The sequence below is a fragment of the Pseudonocardia ammonioxydans genome, assembly GCF_900115005.1.
In the GTDB taxonomy this organism is placed as follows: Bacteria; Actinomycetota; Actinomycetes; order Mycobacteriales; family Pseudonocardiaceae; genus Pseudonocardia; species Pseudonocardia ammonioxydans.
In genome coordinates, this window is record NZ_FOUY01000009.1 from 151,427 (window position 1) to 173,181 (window position 21,755).

Here is a 21,755-nt window from a genome sequence, read left to right on the forward strand (position 1 = left end):
TCCGGGACGGCACGGCGCAGGTCCCCGGCGGTGTCATGAGCGCCCTCGCGGCCGGCCAGCTGATCTCCGAGCGCTACCAGCTGGACCGGCGGATCGCGGTCGGCGGGATGGGCGAGGTCTGGGAGGCCTCGGACACCCGGCTCGGCCGCAGCGTCGCGGTCAAGGTGCTCAAGGCCGATCTGTCCGACGACCCCGAGTTCCTGCACCGGTTCCGGATCGAGGCCCGCACAGTGGCCTCGCTGGACCACTCCGGCATCGCCGCGGTCCACGACTACGGCGAGGACGACGGCGCCGCCGGCGGTGGCCGGACGGCCTACCTGGTGATGGAGCTGGTCCGCGGGGAACCGCTGTCCACCCGCATCGGGCGCGGCCCCATCCCCTCCGACGAGGCGCTCGACATCCTCGAGCAGGCCGCCCGGGCGCTGCAGGCCGCGCACGAGCGCGGGTTCGTGCACCGCGACGTCAAGCCCGGCAACATCCTGCTGCGCACCGACGGCGTCGTGAAGCTGACCGACTTCGGCATCGCCAAGGCGGCCGACGCGGTCCCGGTGACCCGGTCCGGCATGGTCATGGGTACCGCGCACTACATCGCACCGGAGCAGGCCTCCGGCGAGGAGGCCGGGCCGTCCGGTGACGTCTACTCGCTGGGCGTCGTCGGGTACGAGTGCCTGGCCGGCGTGCGCCCCTTCCGGGCCGAGAGCGCCGTCGCGGTGGCGATGATGCAGGTCCGCGACGACCCGCCGCCGCTGCCCGGGGAGCTCCCCGAGCGGGTCCGCGAGCTGATCGCCTCGGTGCTGGTCAAGGACCCGGAACAGCGCTACGCCGACGGTGCCGAGTTCGCCGACGCGGTCGCCGCGGTCCGGCGTGGCCACCGCCCGCCGCCCGCGGGCATCCCGGCACCGACCGGGAACGCACCGGGCTTCAGCGGCGACGACGAGCCGCCCGCCGCCCCGCGCCGGCACGCCCGGACCGACGACGGCGACCCGGACCCGGCGCGCCGCGACGGCGGGCCGTCGGGCCCCGGCATCCCGGCCCCGGCCGACCCGCCGGCGCGCTCGCCCCGGCACGGTGTCGACACCGGCCGTCCGCCCGGACCGGCGCACCCGCCGCCGGCCGGACCCGGCGCGCGCCCGGCGACCGGCGACCCGGCCGCCCGCTCCGGTGGGATGCCGCTGCCCGGCGGTCCCCCGGCGCGGCCGCGGTCCGGGCCGCTGCCCGCCCCGCCGCCGGGGACACCGGCGCACGGCCGGGAGTCCCAGCACCCCGGGCCGGCCGGCCGTGCCCCGGCCGGTCCACCACCCCCCGGGCCGCAGGGTCCCCACGCCCCCGGCGGACGTCCGGCGCCGCTGCGGCCGCCGGTCCACCGGCCGAACTCCGACCGGGTGCCCGAGCAGCACCCGTCCGGACCACTGGACCTGACCCCCAAGCGCTCCGGGCGGGCGAAGGCCTGGCTGGCGGTCTTCTTCGTGCTGCTGACCGTCGCCGCCGTGCTGCTGGCGGTCATGATCCTGCGCGACGCGCCGCCCGGTACCGGCCGAACCGGGTCACTCGGCCCGCCCGCCGGTACCGTGGCCCTCGCCGCCGGACGGGAGGCCGACCGGACGGGACAGACGGCCGTCGGCCGCCCGCTCGTCGCGGTACCGACCCACGAGGGACCGGAGGTCCTCCGGTGATCCCACGCAACCGGCGCTCCGGCGCACACGACGAGCACACCGGCGTGCTCCCGCCCACCGACCGGCATGATGAGTACGCCACCGACCCCGGGAACCTGAACCGATGACGACACCGCGACTGCTGTCCGAGCGCTATGAGCTGGGCGACCCGCTCGGCTACGGCGGCATGTCCGAGGTCCACCGCGGCCTCGACACTCGGCTCGGCCGGGACGTGGCGGTGAAGGTGCTGCGTGCCGACCTCGCCCGGGACCCGCAGTTCCAGCTGCGCTTCCGCCGCGAGGCGCAGAACTCGGCGTCGCTGAACCACCCGGCGATCGTGGCGGTGTACGACACCGGCGAGGTCGAGTCGGAGTTCGGGCCGCTGCCCTACATCGTCATGGAGTTCGTCGACGGCCAGACGCTGCGCGAGATCGTCAAGACGCAGGGGCCGCTGAGCCAGCAGCGGGTCGTCGAGGTGATGGCCGACGTCTGCGCCGCGCTCGACTTCTCGCACCGGCACGGGATCATCCACCGCGACGTCAAGCCGGCGAACGTGATGATCAACGGTGTCGGCGCCGTGAAGGTGATGGACTTCGGCATCGCCCGCGCGCTCGGCGAGGGCCAGAACGTCACCCAGACCGCGGCGGTCATCGGCACCGCGCAGTACCTCTCGCCCGAGCAGGCCCGCGGCGAGTCGGTCGACGCCCGGTCGGACGTCTACGCCGGCGGCTGCGTGCTGTTCGAGCTGCTGACCGGCGAGCCGCCGTTCACCGGGGACACCCCGGTCGCGGTCGCCTACCAGCACGTCCGGGAGGACCCGCGGGCGCCGTCCGAGCTGAACCCGTCGGTGCCGCCCGCGCTCGACGCGGTGGTGCTCAAGGCGCTGAGCAAGAACCCCGCCAACCGCTACCAGTCGGCCGCCGAGATGCGCGCCGACCTGGTGCGGGTGCGCAACGGCGAGCCGGTGCACGCGCCGCTGGTGATGAGCGAGTACGAGCGCACCCAGATGATGGCGCACGACGGGGGCTCCGACGCGACCGCCGCGATGGCCACCCGCCGGCTCGAGCCGGGTGCGGGCGGGCCGCCGACCGGGCGGCACACGATGCCCCCGGGTCACCCGGACTATCCCGACGACGAGCGGAGCGGGCGCGGGCGGAAGGCCGCCCTGTGGGTGGTCGCGCTGGCCGTGCTGGGCCTGCTCGGGTTCGTCGGGTTCCAGATGTTCTCGAACTCCGGACCGGACCGGATCACGGTGCCGGACGTGCTCGGCCAGACGCCCGAGGAGGCCCGCGCCGCCATCACCACCGCCCAGCTGCTGGTCGACCTGCAGAACCAGCCGTCGGACGTCGGGCAGGTCGGCAAGGTCGTCCGGACCGATCCCGGGGGCGGCAACCAGGTCGCCGAGAACAGCCGGGTGACCGTCTACGTCGGGACCGGGCCGTCCGAGGTGACCGTGCCGTCGCTGGCCGGTCGGACCCCGCAGGAGGCCGAGGCGCTGCTGCGGGACGCGGGGCTCCAGCTCGGCGGGACCAACGAGCAGGACACCAGCGACACCAGCAAGATCGGCAAGGTCATCTCGTCCAGCCCGGGGCCGGGTGAGAGCGTCGCCGGCAACTCCGCCGTGTCGATCGTGGTCGGCCGCGAGCAGCAGACCGTCCCCGTGCCCGACGTGGCCGGCCAGTCACCCGAGGCCGCCCAGTCGACGCTGCGCGGCAGCGGCTTCACCTCGGTCTCGGTCAGCGAGGTCGACGGCGGCGGGGACGCCGGCAAGGTGGTCGGCACCGACCCGGCGGCCGGCACCCGGGTCGCGAAGAACCAGACGATCACGATCCAGGTCAGCCGGGGCAACCGCTCCCAGATCCCGGACGTGGTGGGCCGGCGCGTGGACAGCGCGGTCAACACGCTGCGCGAGGCCGGGCTGTCGTTCCGGATCGAGACCACCGACGTCTCGGACCCGTCCCGCAACGGCGTCGTGCTCAGCCAGAGCCCGTCCGGGGGGTCGCAGGCCTCCGACGGCCAGGAGGTCACGCTGACCGTCGGCCAGAACTCCGGCGACGGCGGTGGCGGCGGCAACAACGGCAACGGCGGCGGACGCGACGACAACAGCGGTGGCGACTCGACCGACACCACCAGCCAGGGTTTCCCGTTCGACTGATCACCGGCCAGGGAGGATGAGGACGTGCGCGTACTCGTCGTCGACAACTACGACAGCTTCGTCTACAACCTGGTCCAGTACCTGGCCCAGCTCGGGGCGGACCCGGTCGTCCGCCGCAACGACGAGGTCGAGCTCGACGAACTCGACGACGTCGGTGCCGTGCTCGTCAGCCCCGGCCCGGGCACGCCGGAGCGGGCCGGGCGCAGCGTCGAGGTGATCCGCCGGGCGGCCGAGCGGGGCACCCCGCTGCTGGGTGTCTGCCTGGGCCACCAGGCCCTGGCCACCGCCTGGGGCGGTGTCGTGGAGCGCGCCCCGGAGCTGCTGCACGGCAAGACCTCCCAGGTGTTCCACGACGACGTCGGCGTGCTCCGCGGGCTGCCGTCGCCGTTCACCGCGACCCGCTACCACTCGCTGACGATCGCGCCGGACGGGCTGCCCGCCGAGCTGGAGGTCACCGGGCGCACCGGGACCGGGCTGATCATGGCCGTGCGGCACCGCGAGCTGCCGATCGAGGGCGTGCAGTTCCACCCGGAGTCGGTGCTGACCGAGGGGGGACACCGGATGCTGGCCACCTGGCTGGGCGGGTCCGGGTTCGCCGTGCCCGAGGAGATCGTTTCCCGGCTGACCGACGAGATGGCACTGCTGGTCGCCGGGACGTGACCTACCCGCCGGTTCCCGGCGTGTGACGCGACCGGTGCGGGATCCGCGCTACCGTGGTGGCGGATCTGTCCGGGTCGGCCGCTCCCCAGGGCGTCCGCCGCCCCGTCGCAGGTCCCGCCCCCGGCCGGAGCACCAGCCGGAACGCAGTGTTCGCCAGCGACAGCCGATGAGGTCCGACCATGCCCAAGTCGAAGGTCCGCAAGAAGGCGGCGTACACCCCGCCGCCGGTCAGCCGTACGCCGCAGAAGGTGGCCGGCCCGACCCACCCCGCCTACATCGCGGTCATGGTCGCGATGTGGATCCTCGGCCTGGCCTGGCTCGTCGTGAACTACCTCGCCGGTCCGTCGATCCCGTTCATGGCGGCACTGGGCAACGCCAACTTCATCATCGGGTTCTCCCTCATCGTGATCGGCCTGCTGATGACCATGCGGTGGCGTTGACCGTGCCGGGCAGCGGTGTCCCGGCCCCGCCGCATCGCCGCCGCGTCGTCCGCACTGTGGATGAGGGTGTGGACGACCTCACGTGAGCACCCCGGGCGAGGGCCACGAGCGGCGGTCCTGGGCCACGCCGGCCGGGGCCGTCGCCGCGTTGTGGGTACTGGCCGTGGTCGCCGCCGGCTGGCTCGTCGCGCTGGTCGTCGCCGGTGCGGACCCGGCCGGACGGTTGATCTCCGGTGTCGCCGCCGCCGGTCTGGCCCTCGCCGCGGCGTCCAGCACCCGTGCCCGGCCGCGGCTCGAGGCGGGGCCGGACGGGCTGACCGTGCGCCGGCTGACCTGGACCCGGCACACCCCGTGGAGCCGGGTGGACGACGTCCGCCTGCTGCGGACCCGTCGCCTCGGGCGCGAGTCGGTCCTGCTGGAACTGGACCTGCGCGACGTCGACGACGGTGAACGGCTCGTCGTCCTCGGGCGCGCGGAGCTGGGCGCCGACCCGGCCGACGTGGCGGAGGAGCTGACCGCGCTCCGGCCCCTGCGATAGCCAGCCGTGGCACTGCGCCAGCAGCCGTGCCACCGCGGTGGCAGGCCGCTCAGACCAGTACGACCCCGGCGCCGATGAGCACCAGCGCGAGCAGGGCGAGCCCGGACACCGCGACGATCTGGACCTGGCGCCGGCTGTGGGAGCGCACGCCCAGGTAGAGCAGGGCCGCGGTCACCGCCGCACCGAACAGCAGCCCACCGAGGTGCCCCTGCCAGGAGATCTGCGGGATCGTGAAGCTGATGACGACGTTGATCGCGATCACGCCGATCACCTGCCCGGCAGGCAGCTTCAGCCGGCGCAGCAGCACGAACAGCGCGCCCATCAGGCCGAACACCGCCCCGGACGCACCGGCCGTCGGGCCCAGCGGGTTGCTGAGCAGCATCACCGCCGCGGACCCGCCGAGCAGCGAGACCGCGTAGACGGCGCCGAACCGGGCGCGGCCCAGTACCGTCTCGACCTCCCGCCCGATGATCCACAGGGCGACCATGTTGAACGCCAGGTGCAGCGGGCCGACGTGCAGGAAACCGGACGTCAGCAACCGCCAGTACTCGCCGTTCGCGACGAGCGCGGGCAGGAGCGACCCCTCGGCGAACAGCGGGGACGCGAAGTTGCGGTTGAGGCTGCCCGCCGTGACCACCGTCAGCACGAAGACCGCCACGTTCGCGGCGATCAGGCCGGGCACGATCACCGGCCGCCCGGTGCGGGTCGCGCCGGCGACGTTGCGCCACCGCGGGACCGCACCCGCCGAACCGGCCAGGCAGTCCACGCAGTGCTGGCCGACCGAGGCCGGCTGCAGGCACTGCGGGCACGCCGGGCGCTCGCAGCGGGTGCAGGCCAGCCGGGTCGGCCGGTCCGGGTGCCGAACGCACGCCGGCAGCCCGCCGTGGCCCGCGGGCGGTCCGCCCGGTGGCGGCGGGCCCGCGGGCTGTGATGTACCGGGCTGTGCTGTACCGGGCTGCGGCGGCCCGGCGTACGGCGGCCCGGGTGGGGCGGCCGGCCGGGGCCGGCCGTCGGCCTCACCGCGCCCGGCAGCGCCGTGCCCGTCCTGCATGTCCCGGCCGGACCGGGGACCGGTGGCGTCTGGTCGTTCGGTCAGGGCTGTCTCAGCTCCGCTCGATGTCGACCTTCTCGATGACCACGTCGTTGAGCGGGCGGTCGGCCTGCCCGGTGGTCGTGTTCCCGATCGCGTCGACGACGGCGCGCGACTCGGCGTCGGCCACCTCACCGAAGATGGTGTGCCGGCGGTTCAGGTGCGGGGTCGGGCCCACCGTGATGAAGAACTGCGAGCCGTTCGTCCCGGGGCCGGCGTTGGCCATCGCGAGCAGGTACGGCCGGTCGAACTTCAGGTCCGGGTGGAACTCGTCGCCGAACTGGTAGCCCGGCCCACCGCGGCCGGTCCCGGTCGGGTCGCCACCCTGGATCATGAATCCGCTGATCACCCGGTGGAAGATCGAACCGTCGTAGAACGGTCCGTCGTCACCACCGCTCGCGTTCGGGCCCGTGTAGTCCTTGGTGCCCTCGGCGAGACCGACGAAGTTCGCCACCGTCTTCGGGGCGTGGTCGGGGAACAGCGCGACCCTGATGTCGCCCTCGTTGGTGTGCAGAACGGCCGTCGTCTTGGCGTTTGCTGGCTCCGTCACGACTACCATCGTGCCAGTACGCAGCCGCATCCGTGGGAAGCAGGTCCGGATTATGAGTACCGACCGCAAGCGAGCGAAGGCCCGCAAGGACGCCGGCGAGGCCGTGCGCACCCTCGCCGACGCGGGCCGGATCGCAGGCGGGGCCGCAGCGTCCACAGTGTCCGAGCACGTGACCGAGCTGTCCGGTTCCGTCTCGCACGGGGTCGAGGACGCCCGCCGGGCACTCGCCTCCGCGATCGACCCGGGGCCCGTGAGAACGCGGCGCGCGCCGTGGATCCTGGCCGTCCTGCTGCTCAGCGGCCTCGCCGCCTACGCGTGGGCCTCGCTGCTCCGCCGGGAGCGCGCCGTCGACCCCGGCACCCCGGTGCCGACCACGCCGCCGTCGGAGCAGCAGATCCACGGCAAGCCGGTCGGGCAGGGCCCCACGTCCTGACCCGCCCTCGGAACACCCGCTCCCAGAGCACCCGACCTACAGCGCCCGACCTCACAGCGCCCGGCCTCACAGCACCCGGCGCAGGAATTCGGTGACGGCGGCGCCGTACGCCTCGGGGTCGGCGTTCCAGCTGCCGGTGTGCTCGGTGCCGGCGAACTCGCGGTAGCTCACCGGCCAGTCCAGGCCCGGTGCGGCCGCCGCCAGGTCGCGGCTCAGCGTGACGGGCACGGCGGTGTCGCCGTCGCTGTGCAGCAGCAGCGTCGGTGGGCGGACCGCCGGTGGGTGGCGGACGAGGTCGAACCGGTCCAGGTCGATGCCGATCCGGCGTTCGGTGAACCGGGCGGCCACCCCGGCCAGCGACGGCGGCAGGGCGCGGTTGCGGGCCTGGCGGCGCAGGGTGCGGCGCCAGTCGAGCAACGGCGCGTCCCACATGACCGCGGCGACCCGCTCCGCGACCTCGCAGCGGTCGAGGAAGGCACCGCCCACGGCGGCACCCATCGACCAGCCGACCAGCACCAGCCGGTGCGCGCCGTGGCCGAGCGCGTACCGGGCGGCGGCGGCGACGTCGCGCCACTCGGTGTCGCCGAGGTGTGATCGGCCGTCCGGGGAGTCGGGTGCGGTCCCGTCGCCGCGGTAGCTGAGGACCAGTGACGTGAGTCCGGCGTCGTGCAGGGCGGGCAGCGCGCGCAGTGCCTCCCGGCGCGACCCGCCGCGCCCGTGCACGCACAGTGCCCAGGTGGAGGAGGACGTTGGTCCTGGTCCTGGTCCTGGTCCCGGGACCAGCCAGGCCGGAGCCGGACCGAGCTCGGTGGGGACCTCGACCTCGTCGAACGCCAGGCCACGGGCACCCGGGTCGGGGTCGAACGGGCCGGCGTCCAGCACGGCGGGCCCGGCCGCCGGGACCGGCCCGTCCCGCAGCTCCCGCACCACCCGGCGCCGGTGCCGCTCGAGCACCGGCCCGACGACGCTCAGGCCCGCCGCGCTGCGCAGGCCCCACACACCGGGCTGGGCGGTCAGCCGGTTGCGGGCCAGCTCGACGACGCCGTCACCGGCCACCAGCACGCGTTCGGGCAGCCCCGGCGTCGACGCCGGGTTCAGCAGCACCGACGAGTAGTGCCAGCCGACCGCCGCGGCGGCCGCCGTCCCGGCCCCGCCCAGGGCGCCGACGACGACACCGGCGGCGCAGCCGGGAACCGGGCGGGCCGACGGGCTCGGGACTGCGTGCACGCGGTCATCCTGCTCCCCCGCACGTCCGTGCCACACTCGGGATACGCGCCACCGACGGTCACCCCGGCGCCACGCCCTACGTGCGAGACCCCTCTCAGGTTGCCACTCGTACGAGTGAAACCCGGGCCCATGATCACTGCGGAGCGAAACCGGCCCACGTCGCACGTCGTTCTCCCGTCGGAGGCCCTCGGGCCTTCGCTCCCCGACCCATAGTTCGAAAGGACGCGCGACATGAACTCGCTCGCCCGCAACGCGCTCCGGTTCTCCCTGGCCGGCGCAGGTATCGCCGTGCTGGGTGCCGGCGTGGCCGGTCAGGCCTCGGCCGCCGAGCTGCCCGACCTGCCGGAGGCCCCCGACGCCGGCACTGTCACCGACACCCTGCCGACCCCCGACACCGACGTCGCCCAGGGCGCCGAGGGTGAGGCCACCTTCGGCCCACTGCAGGCGCCGGAGCTGTCCTCGGACGGCCTGCCCGAGCTGCCCGCCGCCGACTCCCTCCCGGCCCTGCCCGGCCTGCCCTCGGAGGCCCCGGCCGCGACGCACCAGGCCGACGAGATCTCCGGCGAGGAGGCGTCCGACGAAGAGGCCTCGGACGAGGAGGCCTCCGGTGACGAGGCCTCCGGTGACGAGGCGTCCGGTGACGAGGCCGCTGCCGAGGAGCCGGCTTCCCCGCTCGGCGCGCTGCCGACCGACGCCCTGCCGCTGGACGCCCTGCCCCTGGACGCCCTGCCGCTCGACGCACTCCCGACCGACGCACTCCCGACCGACGCGCTGACCGAGGCCGTCCCGGCCCCGAACGCCGAGGCCCTCCCAACGCTGGACATCCCGGGCGTCATGTACATCGAGGCGCCGAACGTCACGGCCTGACCTCCGGTTCCTCGTCGGTCGCCGGGCTCCCCGACCGGCACTCCCACGGCCGTCCGTCCCGCGCATCCCGCTCGCCCGAGAGCCCGGGAGCGGGACGGGCGGCCGTCGCCGTCGGCCCGGGACCGCCGCGCACAACCGACCCCGCACACCGCACCCGCGCCACCACGCACCGCGGCGCACCCTCGGCGCACTCCGCGACCGCGCCGCACAAGTTGGGGACCCGCCGCACAAGCCCAGTCCTGTGCGACGCCCGCACAACCTGTGCGGCGTCCAGCGACACCACTCCGGGACGGGCCCGGCGAACTCGCGCCGCACAGACTCGCGACCCGCTGCACGGCTCCGGGCGTGGACGCACCGCGACCTGTGCGGGCATGTCGTCCCCGGCGCTGTCGGTGACCGCGCAGCAGACGTCCGAACCGGCGCACGGGGTTCCGTCCCGCGCGGGCACACCCGCAACCTGCGCGGCGCCTGCCGGCACCGCTCCCGGCTCGCACTCCCCGCGCCGCACAAGCTGGGGACCCGCCGCACAAGCCCAGACCTGTGCGACGCCCCCAGAAGCTGTGCGACGGGAATGCACACGCACCGGCACGTGGCACCCGCCGCGGCGCGCGCCGGACGGGCCCAGAGCCCGTGCGATGCACCGGCACGCACGAGCGCGGCTCCGAACGGCGGCCTGCGACCTCGTGCCGCACAGGTTCGCGACCCGCCGCACGAGTCCGGTCCTGTGCGGCACGCGGCCAACCTGTGCGGCGCGACGAGGCCTGTGCGGCGCCGGGGCGCCCGAGCCGCGCCGGCGATCGTGCGCAGCTGCGCCGGCGAGGCGGCGGGTCAGGGCCGCCCGTGGCGTGGAGGTGGCGGCGGGGCCGGCACGACCGGGGCCCGGACGCGCAGCTCGTAGCGGTCGAAGTCGCCCTCGTCGTCGGTCACGTGGCGGAGGAAGCGGAACCCGGCACGGCGCGCCACGCCGATCGACGGCACGTTCTGCGGGTCGACGTCGATCGAGATCCGGTGCACGTCCCCGCGTTCACCGAGGTAACGGGCCGCCAGGCGCACCGCACGCGTCGCGAGCCCGCGCCGGCGGTACGCCGGGTAGATCCCGTAGGAGAGCCCGGCCCGGCGCTCGGCCCGGTCGAGCTCGGCGTCGATGGTGCCCGCGAGCACCGCTCCACCGTCGACCCGGATGCCGAAGCTGAGCTTCGGACCGTCGTCGTGCCACCGCTCGATGGCCCGCCGGACGTGCGCCCGCACGGTCGCGCGGGTGCCTCGACCACCGCTGAGCCAGCGGACCAGCTCGGCGTCCTCACCGGCGAGATGCGGCTCCACGTCACCCCAGTCGAGCGGGCTGAGAACGACCACGCCGTCCGCCAGCGTGTTCGAGGGACGAGGCACGCCGACCATCCTGCCGCACCCGTCGCCGTCCGTGACCGGGACCTCCCACCACCGTGACCCGGTCGGCCGCATCAGGTCGGCGAGGAGTCCCCGACCCGGTAGCGGATCAACAGCGTGTCGTCACCGGTGATCACGCTGACCAGCTCGAGACGTGCCGGGTCCATCCCGGCCCCGCGGGCGATCCGGGCGGCCTCGCCGGAGACCACGAACGGTGCCACCGTGAGGCGCAGCTCGTCGACCATCCCGGCCTCGGCCATGCTGCCGAACAGCGCCGGGCCACCCATGCAGTTGACCCGGTACAGGTCGCGGCGACCCAGCTCGGCGACCGCGGCGGTCAGGTCCACCGTCCCGTCACCGACGAGCACGACGTCGGCGCCCGCATCGGTCCACCTCGCGCGCAGGTCCTCCGGAACCGCGGCACAGGTGAACACGATCGTCGGGACCAGGGTGTCGCGCAGCACCGGCGCGGACGGGTCGAGCGAGCGCCCCGTCGCCGTGACGACCGCGGTCACCGGCGTCTCGGACAGCCCGAAGCGGCGGCGCCGCTCGGCCCTGCGGTCGGTCGGCTTCACCCCGGTGAAGCCCTCCACGGTGGCGGTGTTCGCGCCGACCAGGACGACGTCGGCGAGGTCGGTCCCCAGCTGCAGCACCACCCGGTCCGGCGGTGTGGACAGCGGCCGCGCGATCCCGTCCACCTCGACCGCGCCGTCCGCGCTGCTCACGAAGTTGACCGCGACGTACGGGGAGGTGCAGTCGGGATAGGTGTAGAGCCGTTCGATGTCCTCGGTCGTCAGCGGTCCGGCGGCGGTGGGCGGGTAGATCTGGTGGATCTCGGTCACGCCAGCAGTCTCACCGCTCGCGACGGGCTCCGCTCGCCCCGGACGGTGGCGACCATCTCGCAGGTCTCGCGGGTCGCCCGCGCCTGATGGGCCCGCACCATCGCCACGCCGCGGTCGGCGGCGATCGCCGTCGCGGCCAGGGTGCCGGTCAGCCGCTCCTCCAGCGGTACGTCGAGCGATTCGCCCACCACGGTCTTGTTCGACATCGCGAGCAGCACCGGCCAGCCGGTCGCGACCATCGCCTCGATGCCGCGCAGCACCTGCAGGCTGTGCAGGGTGTTCTTGGAGAAGTCGATGGCCGGATCGATCAGGACGCCCTCGGCGGGGACCCCGGCGGCGACCGCCCGCTCGGCGAGACCCACGGTCTGCGCGATCACCGTGTGCAGCACGTCGGCGTAGCGCGGCCGGTGCGGCTCGGTACGCGGGGTGACGTGGTCGGTGTGCGCACTGACGTAGCCGGCGCCGTACCGGGCGGTGACGTCGAGGATCCCCGCGTCGGCCGCGGCCCAGTTGTCGTTGACGAGGTCGGCGCCGGCCGCGCAGACGGCGTCGGCCGGCCCGGCGCGGAAGGTGTCGACGCTGATCACGACGTCCGGGAACTCGCGGCGCGCCCACTCGACCGTCGGCACGACCCGGTCGATCTCCTCCTGCTCGGTGACCTCGGTACCCGGGCTGGCCGGCACGCCCCCGATGTCGATGACGTCGGCACCCTCGCGGACCACGGTGGTGATCCGGTCCCGGGCGGCCTGCTCGGCGAAGGTCACCCCGTGGTCGTAGAACGAGTCGGGGGTCCGGTTGACGATCGCCATGACCATCGCCCGGTCGCGGTTCCAGGTGCGTCCGCGGAACGTCACGCTCGGCACTCGTCCTCCTCGCAACACGGCCGGGCTCCGTCGGCGGGCCCGGCTCGTACTCCATCTTGGTCAGCGGGGCGGCCGACCGGCCACCCGTCCGCACTCGGCGACACGGATCACCGGGCCGGGCCGAAGAGGAACTCCGTCGCCCGGGCCAGGATCTCACCCCGTGCCCGGCCCTCCGTGTCGGCGGCGAGGAAGTGACTGCCGATCGCCGCGCAGAAGGCCAGCAGGCTGCGCGCCTCGATCTCGTCCGGGTCGGTGACCGACTGCCCGATCATCTCCCGCAGCACCTCCATCCGCCGGTTGTCGACCCGGCGCAGGCGCTCGGCGACGTCCGGGTCGCGGCGGGCCCAGTCGCGCACGGCGAGGTCGATCGGCAGCAGGCGGTCGTCGGAGAACGTCAGTGCCCCGGCCCGGCGGGCCCGGACCGCCGGCGACCCGCCCTCCCGCTCGACCTGCTCGAGCACGTCGTCGGTCGCCTCCCGCTCCCAGGTCTCGAGCAGTGCGGTCAGCAGGGCGCCACGGTCGGCGAACGCACCGTAGAAGCCGCCCTTGGTAACGCCGAGCCGCGTGGCCAGCACCTCGATCCGGACGGCGTCGGGGCCGCCGTCGGCCAGCGCGCGCAGGCCCTCCTCGATCCAGCGTTCGCGCGGCGTGCGCGTGACTCCCACGTCCTCACCCTCTATACGGCGGCGTATACATCGGCTACCTTGCTCGCATACGGCAGCGTATACGAGGGGGACTCATGACCATCGCAACCTCCGGGGTGAACGGCGGACGGACCGAATCGGCGGAGCACGCCTCGCTCCGCGTGGACTACGCCGACCGGTTCGTGCTCACCACCGGTGCCGAGGCCGATCCCGAGCAGTGGGCGCGCGCCATGTTCGGCGACACCCCGGGATTCTTCGGGACGCTCGTGTGGCAGGGCCTGCTGCACCTGCGCCTGGACCGCGGCCGGTCCGCCGACAACGTCGCCGGCTGGCGGATCACCGACCGGGGGGACGACTGGATCCGCTTGGAGGCGCGGTCGTGGTTCCTGGGCGGGAACCTGATCGTGCAGATCGAGCCGGGGCAGGTGGCGCTGACCACCGCGGTCCGCTACGACCGGTTCCCGGCCCGGCAGTGGTGGCCGCTGCTGGCCCGGGTCCACCGGCGGCTCATCCCCGGCGTGCTGGTCGGGGCCGCCGGGCAGCTGTCTCGTTCCACGGTCCGTTGAACCAGCGCTTGTCGTCGCAGTGACATGAACCCATGACCTCGCAGGTCATGGCGCCGTCGTGCGGTGGTCGGCGAGGATCGGCGGCCCGGACCCATGACCAGGAGGCACCGTGCCCGCACCCGATCCGGCGCAGCTCGTCGCCGCCATGCCGTTCGCCGAGCTGCTCGGCGCGACCGTCGTCGAGGCGACGCCCGACCGGGTCGTAGTGACGCTGACCCACCGGCCGGAGCTCTGCACCGCCGGCGGGCTCCTGCACGGCGGTGTGCTCATGTCGCTGGCCGACTCGGCGGGCGGGCTGTGCGCGTTCCTCGGCCTGCCCGAGGGTGCGACGACCGCGACCACCAGCTCGCACACCGTCCTGCTGCGCGCGGTCCGCGGCGGGACGGTCACCGCCACCGCCCGGGTGGCGCACCGGGGGCGCCGCGACGTCGTCGTCGACACCGAGCTGACCGACGACGAGGGCCGCGCGGTCTCCCGCACCACCCAGACCCAGGCCGTACTGCCGCCCCGGCAGTGATGAGCCGTCAGGTGGACCCGCCCGCGTACTCGCCGACGTAGTCGCGCAGGGGCGGTTCCGCGACGACCCACGGCTCGGTCGTCAGGCTCGTCGCCACCTGCCCGAGCACCCGGGCCTCGTTGCCGACCAGCCGGGTCCGGTCCACGGCCGGCATCACGTCCTGACGGCAGACCGAACGGTCGACCCGGCTCGCATCACCGGGTCCGTCGTGATCGAGCGCATCGGCGACGACGGCGTACCCGACCGGGTCCGTCGTCCCCATCGTGACGTGCTCGGCCACGTGCACCGGGCAGATCTCCTGCACCGGGATGTTCGCGAGCTCACCCTCGCCGCCGCGCAGCTCGGAGCTCGCGGCGGGCGGAAGGTTCGGCACGACGACCTCGTCGGTGACCGTGTAGACCACGGTGTAGTCGATCCCGGCGAAGGTCTCGGGACCGTCGTTCAGCGCGGCCAGGAAGGCCGAACCGGTCTGCTGCTGGACGATCGCCGGGACACAGCCGGGGCCACAGACCGGGTAGGCGTCGAGCGTGCCGTGGTTGGACGGGTCGATGCCGATCATGTCCTCGACCATGGCGCGGGTGTCCGGCCAGTACTTCAGCGCCCAGCGCGGGACCATGCCGCCCTGGCTGTAGCCGACGACGGAGATCCGGGAACCGGCCTCGTCGTGCATCGTCCGGATCGCGTGCACGACGTGCTCGGCCGCGACCTGGATGTCACCGGTGCTGTGCGCGGGAAGCGTCACCGTGCAGTACGGCCGGCCTTGGTCGGCGAAGGCACGGGCGTAGTTCCAGTCGTAGTTGACGTCCGGCTCCAACAGGGTGCCCGGTACGAGCAGGACGGGCGCACCCGCGGAGTCGTCGGCGAGATCGCCGGCGCAGGTGAGGCTCTCCTCCCGGCCGGGCGCGGTGAGCTCGGGGCCGGTGCCGGCGTCGTCGGGCGCCGCCACGGCGACACCGGCCACGCCCAGCAGGCAGGCTCCGGCCGCGGTGAGGGCGAGCAGTGCGGACCTCGTCGTCCTGATCATGATGCGTCCCGCTCGTTGATCTTCTTTGCAGGGGAAACGACCGGCAGGCGATCCGGTGACGAGCAAAGCCGTTGCCCGGACCAGGACTAGAAGAATATTCTAGTCCGGTGACCACCCACGACCGGCGGACCGCGATCCTCGACGCGGCCCTCGCCTGCTTCGTGGAGAGCGGCCTGGCCGGTGCGTCGATCGAGGACGTCCGGGGCCGCAGCGGCGCCAGCGTCGGCAGCATCTACCACCACTTCGGCGGCCGGGAGGGGCTCGCCGGAGCGGTCTACGTCCGGGCACTGGCCGGCTACCAGGACGTCTTCACCGCGGCCGTCACCACCCACGACGACGCCGAGGCCGGCGTCCGGGCCGCCGTCGCGGCGCACCTGCGCTGGTGCCTGTCCGACCGCCCGGACGCCGCCCGGTTCCTGCTGTTCTGCGGGGACGCCGCGCGCGCCGCCGCAGCCGACCGGCTCGGTGAGCAGAACCGTGCCTTCTTCCGGACCGTCGTCGGCTGGTGGCGACGCCGGGTCGCCGACGGCGCGTTGCAGGACCTGCCGGTGACCGTGCTGTACGCGCTGTGGCTCGGCCCGGCGCAGGAGTACTGCCGGCTCGAGCTCGCCGGGCGGTCGACCACCGACCCGGACGTCGCGGCAGCCGCGCTCGCCGAGGGCGCCTGGCGGGCGCTCCGGCGCGGCTGACCGCCCCGACCACGAAGGAGTCATCGATGGAGATGTCGTACGCGGACGTGGTGGCCGCCGCCCGGGCCGAGACCCGGACGGTCGTCGAGGTCGACCACCGTGGGGACCACGCGGTGCTGCGGCTCGCCGACCCGGACAAGCTCAACGTGCTCAGCGCCCCGCTGATGCTGCAACTGCTCGACGCCACGACCGCGCTCGTCCGGGACCCGGACGTGCGGGCCGTCGTGCTCACCGGGACCGGCCCGGCGTTCTGCGCGGGCGGCGACCTGCGGATGATGCAGGAACAGGCCGAGCGCGGCAGGCGCGCCGACGACGTCGAAGGCGCCGCGCTCCCCTGGCGCTGGATCCGGCAGCAGTTCGGCGCGATGGCCAGGCTGCTGACCCGCTCCGACACCGCGTTCGTGGCCGCCCTGAACGGCCCGGCAGCCGGTGTCGGACTGGCGTTCGCGCTCAACAGCGACCTCGCCCTCGCCGCCGACGGAGCAGTCCTGGTCCCCGCCTTCGGCCGTCTCGGGCTGGTCCCCGAGGTCGGGACGAGCTGGGCGCTCACCCGGGCGCTCGGCTACCGGCGGGCGTTCGCGTTCTACGTCGAGGGCCGCCACCTGGACGCGGCGGAGGCGTGCCGGCTGGGCCTGGTCGACGAGGTCGTCCCCGACGGCGAGCTCCTCGACGCCGCCCTGGCGTGGTGCCGGCGGATCGTGGCACTGCCGCCGCACGCGGTCGAGATGGCGAAGCCGCTGCTGCGCAGCGCGGCGGACCTTCCCTGGGAGCAGGCGGTGACCATGGAGGAGTTCGCCGAGCCGATCTGTTTCACCACCGCCGGGTTCCGGGACGGTGTCGGCCGGGTCGTGGCCGACACGTCCTCCGGGTGAGGACGGCCCGGCCGGGCAGCTCAGGCCAGGTGCATCCCGGAGATCGCGCGGGCGATCACGAGCTGCTGGATCTGCTCGGTACCCTCGAAGATGTCGTAGATCTTCGCGTCGCGGTGCATCCGCTCCACCGGGTGCTCGCGCGAGTACCCGGCGCCGCCCAGGATCTGGATGGCCCGCTCGGTCGACCAGACCGCGACCCGACCGGCCTTCAGCTTGGACATCGAGCCCTCACCCGCGGTGAACGGGACGCCGTTGCGCCCCATCCAGGCGGCCCGGTGCACGAGCAACCGCGCGGCGTCGATCTCGGTCCGCATGTCGGCGAGGGTGAACGAGATCGACTGGTTCTCGACGATCGGCCTGCCGAACGCCACCCGGTCCTTCGCGTAGTCCAGGGCGTACTCGTAGGCGGCCCGGGCGATGCCGATCGCCTGCGCGCCGACCGTCGGGCGGGACAGCTCGAAGGTCTGCATCGCCGCCGACCCGGTGCTCCGCACCCCCTCGCGGGCCCGGGCGAGTCGCTCGTCGAGCTTCTCCTTGCCGCCGAGCAGGCAACTGCCGGGGAGTTTCACCCCGTCGAGGAAGACGTCCGCGGTGTGCGAGGCCCGCAGGCCCATCTTTTTGATCTTGCGGGTGGACTCCAGTCCCGGCGTGTCCGGCGGGACGACGAACGCCGCCTGCCCCTTGCTGCCCAGCTCCGGATCGACGACGGCCTGCACGACGTGGATGTTCGCGATGCCGCCGTTGGTGGCCCACGCCTTCTGCCCCGTCAGCGTCCACTCGTCGCGGGCCTCGTCGTACACCGCGCGGGTCCGCATGGCCGAGACGTCGGAGCCGGCGTCGGGCTCGGACGAGCAGAACGCGCCCACCTTCGGCTCCGACGCGTCGCCGTAGCACTGCGGGATGAACTCGACCATCTGCTCCGGGGTGCCGGAGGAGAAGATGCCGGCCACCGCCAGCGTCGTCCCGAAGATCGCCATGCCGATGCCGCCGTCGCCCCAGAAGAGCTCCTCGTTGACCAGCGGCATGGACAGCCCGGTCTCGTCGCCCCAGAACGAGGCCAGCGTCTCGAAGTTGTAGAGCTCGATCTTCGCGGCCTCCTGCAGGATCGGCCACGGGGTCTCCTCGCGCTCGTCCCACTCGGCGGCGGCCGGGCGGACGACGTCGGCGGCGAACCCGTGCACCCACTCCCGCAGCTCGCGGTGCTCGTCGGACAGTTCGAACGAGGTCATCGACGTCTCCCCTGCTCGGGTCCGGTTGTCGTCAGGCCGACGGGATCTGGAACATGTTCGGCAGCGCGGTCGCGAACCCGACGTCGCCGGAGACCTTGAGCTTGCGCGTCATGAACAGCGTGACCGGGTTGGCGTTGTTCGTGACGATCTTGAGGAACTCGGTGCCCGCCAGGGTCAGGGCCGTGCGCGGCTCCTCGTCGGTGCCCGCGGTGACGGTGCAGGTGCCGTCGTGCAGCACGGTCTGGAAGCTGTCCTCGCCGGCGTCGTCCTTGATGTGCCAGTGCACGACCTGGCGGTTCCCGCTCGCACCCTTCGACGAGTAGAACTCGCTCATCCGGCCGAAGATCGCGTCCAGCACCGGACGCCGGACGTCGGAGGCCATCACGGTCGCCAGCTGCTGCTTCGACGCGCCCTTGACCAGCCGCGCGAACAGCGACGGGTCCACCGTCTTCGGGTCACCGTCGCGCAGGGCGGTGTCCAGCGTGCCGATCAGCTGCTCGTCGGACAGGGACTTCGGGTCGATGCTGCGTCCCAGCTCGTTGATGTCGACCGTGTCGGCCATCGCTCGTTCCACCTCGCCGTGGTCCGGGAAAGTGCCCGGTACTCGCGGTACCGGTGCAGGATGCGCGGTACTTTACGCAGCAGTAGCTAAGCTGTCGAGATGACCCCCTCGACGGGTACGTCCCGCCGGCGCCTGCCACCGGAACAGCGGGAGGAGCAGGTGCTCGACGCGGCGGTGCGGGTGTTCTCGCGGACCGGCTTCCACGACGCCTCGATGGACGCCGTCGCGACCGAGGCCGGGGTGTCGAAACCGATGGTCTACACGCACGGCGGCGGTTCGAAGGACGAGCTGTTGCGCCGCTGCATCCGCCGGGAGGCCGCACGCCTGCTGGACTCGGTGTCGGGTGCGGCGGGCCCGGCGGCGGGTGCCGAGCAGCGGCTCCGGCACGGGGTGCGGGCGTTCTTCAGGACGGTCACGACCCACCGCGACGGCTGGTCGGTGCTCTACCGGCAGGCCCGCACCGGTGCGTTCGCCGACGAGGTGCACGAGGCCCGGTCGCGCATCGTGGACCGGGTCGCCGAGCTGCTCGCCGCGGAGCTCGGCGTGCCCGGGACGGGCGCGGGCGCGACGCCGGTGGCGGCGGCGCTGGTCGGCGCGGCCGAGGGGCTCGCCGACTGGTCGGCGGCCGGCGGGACCGACGACCCGGACGAGCTCGCCGACCTGCTGCTGGCCCTGCTCTGGCCGGGCCTGGAGCGCCTGCGCGGCTGACGCGGCGCTCCCACGTGCCCCGAGGGGCACCTCCGTAGCGTCAGGTGCCCCGGGGGTGCCCCTGGGGGCGGCGGGCCCCCCAAACCCGGCGCCCCGGGTCGCGAGTGTCCGAGCGCCGCGAGGGGCACCCCCGTAGCGCCCGGCGCCCCGAGGGTGCCCCTGGGAGCAACGGCGTGTCCCGGCGGGCCGAGCGGGTACCCGCCGGGCATGGCGATCGCGACGACGAATCCGGCGACGGGCGAGACCGTCCGCGAGTTCGACGAGCTGTCCGACGACGCGCTGGAGCAGGCGCTGCAGCGTGCCCACGACGCGTTCCGCAGCTACCGGCACACGAGCTTCGACGACCGGGCCGGCTGGTTGCGCCGTGCCGCGGACATCCTCGACGACGAGACCGAGGAGCTGGCGCGGCTCGCGACGCTGGAGATGGGCAAGACGATCGGCGCGGCCCGGGCCGAGGTGGGCAAGTCCGCGCTCGGGTTGCGCTGGTACGCCGACCACGCCGAGCGGATCCTGGCCGACGTCCCGTGGTCGCCGCGGAGCGCGCCCGAGGGCGCTCGGGTGTTCACCCGCTACGAGCCGCTCGGCCCGGTGCTCGCGGTGATGCCGTGGAACTTCCCGTACTGGCAGGTGTTCCGGTTCGCCGCCCCGGCGCTGATGGCGGGCAACGTCGGCCTGCTCAAGCACGCCTCGAACGTGCCGCAGGTGGCGCTGGCGATCGAGGACGTGCTGCGCCGGGCGGGCCTGCCCGAGGGCGCGTTCCAGACGTTGCTGCTCTCGTCGTCACGGATCGAGGGGGTCATCGACGACGACCGGGTCCGGGCCGCCACCCTCACCGGCTCCGAGCCGGCCGGCCGCGAGGTCGGTGCCCGGGCCGGTGCCAACGTCAAGACCAGCGTGCTCGAGCTGGGCGGTAGTGACCCGTTCGTCGTGCTGCCGTCGGCCGATCTGGACGCCGCGGTCGAGCAGGGCGTGCAGTCGCGGCTGCTCAACAACGGCCAGTCCTGCATCAACGCCAAGCGCTTCATCCTGCACGACGACGTCGCCGACGAGTTCGAGCGCCGGCTGGTGGCCGCGTTCGAGGAGCTGACCGTGGGCGACCCGTTCGACGAGGACACCGATCTCGGACCGCTGTCCCAGCCGCAGGGGGTCGAGGACCTCGATCGGCAGGTCCGGGACTCGGTGGCGGCCGGTGCCCGGGTGCTCACCGGCGGGAAGCCGCTCGACGGGCCGGGCAACCACTACCCGGCGACGGTGCTCACCGACATCCCGGAGAACGCCCCGGCCCACCGCGAGGAGCTGTTCGGCCCGGTCGCGCTGCTGTTCCGCGCCCGCGACGTCGACGACGCGATCCGCATCGCGAACGACTCCCCGTTCGGGCTCGGCGGCAGCGTCTGGACCACCGACCCGGCCGAGCAGGAACGGTGCGTCAACGAGATCGAGACCGGCATGGTCTATGTCAACACCCTCACCGCGTCGACGCCGGAGGTGCCCTTCGGCGGGACGAAGAACTCCGGCTACGGACGCGAGCTCGCCGACTTCGGCCCGACGTCGTTCGTCAATGCCAAGACCGTCTGGATCCAGTGATCGTGTCGACCCGATGACCGTGCAGCCGGACATGCCCCACCCGGTCACGACGTCAGGTCGATCCCACCCGTCCGGGTCCGCTTGAGCTCGTAGAACATCGGGTTCCGGGCGAGGAGGACCGCGCCGTCGAACGCGTCGAGTGCCTCCTGCCCGCGGGGCACCGCGCCGAGCACCGGACCGAAGAACGCGACGCCGTCGACATGGAGGACCGGGGTACCGACGTCGTCACCAACCGGCTCCTGGCCGGCGGCGTGCTCGATACGGATCGCTCCGTCGTGCGTGGGGTCGTCAGCGCAGGCGTGCAGGCCAGGTGCGCCGATGTCACCCAGAGCCGCACGCAGGGCCGCGTCCCGCGGCCGGATCCGCTCCTGATGGAAACGCTCCCCGAAGGCACGCACGAACGCCCGGACCCCGGCCTCGCCGCGCTCCCGCCCCGACGCGGTGGCGACGCGAACCGGGCGCCATCCACTGTCGTCGCCCTTCTCGTGCTCTGGAGTGTGGTCCGGGCGTCCCTCGTTCAACACGGCCAGGCTCATCAGCCGGACTCGCAGGTCGAGATCCCGAGCAGGCGACACCTCCTCGGTCAACCAGCGGAAGGTGATCCAGGCGAAAGGGCAGACGGGGTCGACGAACAGATCCACACGGGGCACGACCGCA

Annotated in this window: 24 protein-coding genes; 13 read left to right on the forward strand and 11 right to left on the reverse strand. The window is 73.8% G+C overall.

Going from position 1 to position 21,755, the window contains the following annotated elements; genetic code table 11:
- The first annotated feature begins 35 nt into the window (after window positions 1-35).
- The 5 genes from BM093_RS11350 (at window position 36) to BM093_RS11370 (ending at window position 5,445) form a co-directional block, all read left to right on the forward strand.
- Complete coding sequence (locus tag BM093_RS11350; RefSeq protein ID WP_093341288.1) at window positions 36-1,673, forward strand: serine/threonine-protein kinase; 1,638 nt, start codon at window positions 36-38, stop codon at window positions 1,671-1,673.
- 103 nt (window positions 1,674-1,776) lie between these two features.
- On the forward strand, window positions 1,777-3,807 hold the full coding sequence (gene pknB / locus BM093_RS11355; RefSeq protein WP_093341289.1) for a Stk1 family PASTA domain-containing Ser/Thr kinase: 2,031 nt from the start codon (window positions 1,777-1,779) through the stop codon (window positions 3,805-3,807).
- Window positions 3,808-3,831: 24 nt separating this feature from the next.
- Complete coding sequence (locus BM093_RS11360) at window positions 3,832-4,467, forward strand: aminodeoxychorismate/anthranilate synthase component II (RefSeq protein ID WP_093341291.1); 636 nt, start codon at window positions 3,832-3,834, stop codon at window positions 4,465-4,467.
- 179 nt (window positions 4,468-4,646) lie between these two features.
- Window positions 4,647-4,907 (forward strand): cell division protein CrgA, encoded by a 261-nt coding sequence (gene crgA / locus BM093_RS11365; protein ID WP_093341293.1) that lies wholly within the window; start codon window positions 4,647-4,649, stop codon window positions 4,905-4,907.
- Between the two features lie 82 nt (window positions 4,908-4,989).
- On the forward strand, window positions 4,990-5,445 hold the full coding sequence (locus BM093_RS11370; protein WP_093341294.1) for a PH domain-containing protein: 456 nt from the start codon (window positions 4,990-4,992) through the stop codon (window positions 5,443-5,445).
- A 49-nt stretch (window positions 5,446-5,494) separates the two neighbouring features.
- Here the strand turns inward: BM093_RS11370 and BM093_RS11375 are convergent, their stop codons facing one another.
- Window positions 5,495-6,496 (reverse strand): rhomboid family intramembrane serine protease, encoded by a 1,002-nt coding sequence (locus tag BM093_RS11375; RefSeq protein ID WP_093341296.1) that lies wholly within the window; start codon window positions 6,494-6,496, stop codon window positions 5,495-5,497.
- 52 nt (window positions 6,497-6,548) lie between these two features.
- The gene (locus BM093_RS11380) at window positions 6,549-7,094 is read right to left on the reverse strand and encodes a peptidylprolyl isomerase (RefSeq protein WP_093341298.1); all 546 of its coding nucleotides are present in this window, start codon (window positions 7,092-7,094) and stop codon (window positions 6,549-6,551) included.
- Window positions 7,095-7,137: 43 nt separating this feature from the next.
- Here BM093_RS11380 and BM093_RS11385 point away from each other — a divergent pair, with 43 nt between their 5' ends.
- Window positions 7,138-7,518, forward strand: a complete 381-nt coding sequence (locus BM093_RS11385; protein WP_093341300.1) for a hypothetical protein — start codon at window positions 7,138-7,140, stop codon at window positions 7,516-7,518.
- A 66-nt stretch (window positions 7,519-7,584) separates the two neighbouring features.
- Here the strand turns inward: BM093_RS11385 and BM093_RS11390 are convergent, their stop codons facing one another.
- A complete protein-coding gene (locus BM093_RS11390) occupies window positions 7,585-8,745 on the reverse strand; it encodes an alpha/beta hydrolase family protein (protein WP_093341302.1) in 1,161 nt (386 codons plus the stop codon).
- 231 nt (window positions 8,746-8,976) lie between these two features.
- Here BM093_RS11390 and BM093_RS11395 point away from each other — a divergent pair, with 231 nt between their 5' ends.
- On the forward strand, window positions 8,977-9,612 hold the full coding sequence (locus BM093_RS11395) for an ICP22 family protein (RefSeq protein WP_093341304.1): 636 nt from the start codon (window positions 8,977-8,979) through the stop codon (window positions 9,610-9,612).
- Window positions 9,613-10,440: 828 nt separating this feature from the next.
- Here the strand turns inward: BM093_RS11395 and BM093_RS11400 are convergent.
- The 4 genes from BM093_RS11400 to BM093_RS11415 all read right to left on the reverse strand — a co-directional run bounded on the left by BM093_RS11400 (window position 10,441) and on the right by BM093_RS11415 (window position 13,368).
- On the reverse strand, window positions 10,441-11,001 hold the full coding sequence (locus tag BM093_RS11400; protein ID WP_177238399.1) for a GNAT family N-acetyltransferase: 561 nt from the start codon (window positions 10,999-11,001) through the stop codon (window positions 10,441-10,443).
- Window positions 11,002-11,072: 71 nt separating this feature from the next.
- Window positions 11,073-11,840: a dihydrofolate reductase family protein gene (locus BM093_RS11405; RefSeq protein WP_093341309.1), complete on the reverse strand. Its 768-nt coding sequence runs from the start codon at window positions 11,838-11,840 to the stop codon at window positions 11,073-11,075.
- The gene (folP, locus tag BM093_RS11410) at window positions 11,837-12,703 is read right to left on the reverse strand and encodes a dihydropteroate synthase (protein WP_093341312.1); all 867 of its coding nucleotides are present in this window, start codon (window positions 12,701-12,703) and stop codon (window positions 11,837-11,839) included. Before folP ends, BM093_RS11405 begins: the two co-directional genes overlap by 4 nt.
- 107 nt (window positions 12,704-12,810) lie before the next feature.
- Window positions 12,811-13,368, reverse strand: a complete 558-nt coding sequence (locus BM093_RS11415; protein WP_093341314.1) for a TetR/AcrR family transcriptional regulator — start codon at window positions 13,366-13,368, stop codon at window positions 12,811-12,813.
- Between the two features lie 74 nt (window positions 13,369-13,442).
- On the opposite strand from BM093_RS11415, the gene BM093_RS11420 reads away from it, so the two are divergent.
- Both BM093_RS11420 and BM093_RS11425 read left to right on the forward strand, forming a co-directional pair.
- The gene (locus BM093_RS11420; protein WP_093341316.1) at window positions 13,443-13,913 is read left to right on the forward strand and encodes a hypothetical protein; all 471 of its coding nucleotides are present in this window, start codon (window positions 13,443-13,445) and stop codon (window positions 13,911-13,913) included.
- Window positions 13,914-14,022: 109 nt separating this feature from the next.
- On the forward strand, window positions 14,023-14,430 hold the full coding sequence (locus tag BM093_RS11425; protein ID WP_342742982.1) for a PaaI family thioesterase: 408 nt from the start codon (window positions 14,023-14,025) through the stop codon (window positions 14,428-14,430).
- Between the two features lie 7 nt (window positions 14,431-14,437).
- Here the strand turns inward: BM093_RS11425 and BM093_RS11430 are convergent, their stop codons facing one another.
- Window positions 14,438-15,454 carry an esterase/lipase family protein gene (locus BM093_RS11430; protein WP_093341319.1) on the reverse strand — a complete coding sequence of 339 codons (1,017 nt, stop codon included), beginning with the start codon at window positions 15,452-15,454 and terminating at the stop codon, window positions 14,438-14,440.
- Between the two features lie 107 nt (window positions 15,455-15,561).
- Here BM093_RS11430 and BM093_RS11435 point away from each other — a divergent pair, with 107 nt between their 5' ends.
- Window positions 15,562-16,143, forward strand: coding sequence for a TetR/AcrR family transcriptional regulator (locus BM093_RS11435; RefSeq protein WP_177238400.1), 582 nt, complete (start codon window positions 15,562-15,564; stop codon window positions 16,141-16,143).
- Window positions 16,144-16,169: 26 nt separating this feature from the next.
- Window positions 16,170-17,015 (forward strand): enoyl-CoA hydratase/isomerase family protein, encoded by an 846-nt coding sequence (locus BM093_RS11440; RefSeq protein ID WP_093341324.1) that lies wholly within the window; start codon window positions 16,170-16,172, stop codon window positions 17,013-17,015.
- Between the two features lie 20 nt (window positions 17,016-17,035).
- On the opposite strand, the gene BM093_RS11445 is transcribed toward BM093_RS11440, so the two are convergent.
- Together BM093_RS11445 and BM093_RS11450 are read right to left on the reverse strand one after the other, a co-directional pair.
- The gene (locus BM093_RS11445) at window positions 17,036-18,244 is read right to left on the reverse strand and encodes an acyl-CoA dehydrogenase family protein (protein WP_093341326.1); all 1,209 of its coding nucleotides are present in this window, start codon (window positions 18,242-18,244) and stop codon (window positions 17,036-17,038) included.
- 31 nt (window positions 18,245-18,275) lie between these two features.
- Window positions 18,276-18,806, reverse strand: a complete 531-nt coding sequence (locus BM093_RS11450; protein ID WP_093341328.1) for an SCP2 sterol-binding domain-containing protein — start codon at window positions 18,804-18,806, stop codon at window positions 18,276-18,278.
- Between the two features lie 99 nt (window positions 18,807-18,905).
- On the opposite strand from BM093_RS11450, the gene BM093_RS11455 reads away from it, so the two are divergent.
- Complete coding sequence (locus tag BM093_RS11455; RefSeq protein ID WP_093341330.1) at window positions 18,906-19,514, forward strand: TetR/AcrR family transcriptional regulator; 609 nt, start codon at window positions 18,906-18,908, stop codon at window positions 19,512-19,514.
- A 207-nt stretch (window positions 19,515-19,721) separates the two neighbouring features.
- The gene (locus BM093_RS11460) at window positions 19,722-21,098 is read left to right on the forward strand and encodes an NAD-dependent succinate-semialdehyde dehydrogenase (protein WP_093341332.1); all 1,377 of its coding nucleotides are present in this window, start codon (window positions 19,722-19,724) and stop codon (window positions 21,096-21,098) included.
- Between the two features lie 44 nt (window positions 21,099-21,142).
- Here BM093_RS11460 and BM093_RS11465 read toward each other — a convergent pair whose 3' ends face one another.
- Window positions 21,143-21,748 carry a mycothiol-dependent nitroreductase Rv2466c family protein gene (locus BM093_RS11465; protein WP_093341335.1) on the reverse strand — a complete coding sequence of 202 codons (606 nt, stop codon included), beginning with the start codon at window positions 21,746-21,748 and terminating at the stop codon, window positions 21,143-21,145.
- Between the last annotated feature and the right edge of the window lie 7 nt (window positions 21,749-21,755).

Coding starts and splice junctions, on each gene's coding strand:
- BM093_RS11350 (WP_093341288.1), top strand. CDS start 36: ATGAGCGCCCTCGCGGCCGGCCAGCTGATCTCCGAGCGCTACCAGCTG.
- pknB (WP_093341289.1), top strand. CDS start 1,777: ATGACGACACCGCGACTGCTGTCCGAGCGCTATGAGCTGGGCGACCCG.
- crgA (WP_093341293.1), top strand. CDS start 4,647: ATGCCCAAGTCGAAGGTCCGCAAGAAGGCGGCGTACACCCCGCCGCCG.
- BM093_RS11375 (WP_093341296.1), bottom strand. CDS start 6,496: ATGCAGGACGGGCACGGCGCTGCCGGGCGCGGTGAGGCCGACGGCCGG.
- BM093_RS11380 (WP_093341298.1), bottom strand. CDS start 7,094: ATGGTAGTCGTGACGGAGCCAGCAAACGCCAAGACGACGGCCGTTCTG.
- BM093_RS11385 (WP_093341300.1), top strand. CDS start 7,138: ATGAGTACCGACCGCAAGCGAGCGAAGGCCCGCAAGGACGCCGGCGAG.
- BM093_RS11395 (WP_093341304.1), top strand. CDS start 8,977: ATGAACTCGCTCGCCCGCAACGCGCTCCGGTTCTCCCTGGCCGGCGCA.
- BM093_RS11420 (WP_093341316.1), top strand. CDS start 13,443: ATGACCATCGCAACCTCCGGGGTGAACGGCGGACGGACCGAATCGGCG.
- BM093_RS11430 (WP_093341319.1), bottom strand. CDS start 15,454: ATGATCAGGACGACGAGGTCCGCACTGCTCGCCCTCACCGCGGCCGGA.
- BM093_RS11440 (WP_093341324.1), top strand. CDS start 16,170: ATGGAGATGTCGTACGCGGACGTGGTGGCCGCCGCCCGGGCCGAGACC.
- BM093_RS11445 (WP_093341326.1), bottom strand. CDS start 18,244: ATGACCTCGTTCGAACTGTCCGACGAGCACCGCGAGCTGCGGGAGTGG.
- BM093_RS11450 (WP_093341328.1), bottom strand. CDS start 18,806: ATGGCCGACACGGTCGACATCAACGAGCTGGGACGCAGCATCGACCCG.
- BM093_RS11455 (WP_093341330.1), top strand. CDS start 18,906: ATGACCCCCTCGACGGGTACGTCCCGCCGGCGCCTGCCACCGGAACAG.
- BM093_RS11460 (WP_093341332.1), top strand. CDS start 19,722: ATGGCGATCGCGACGACGAATCCGGCGACGGGCGAGACCGTCCGCGAG.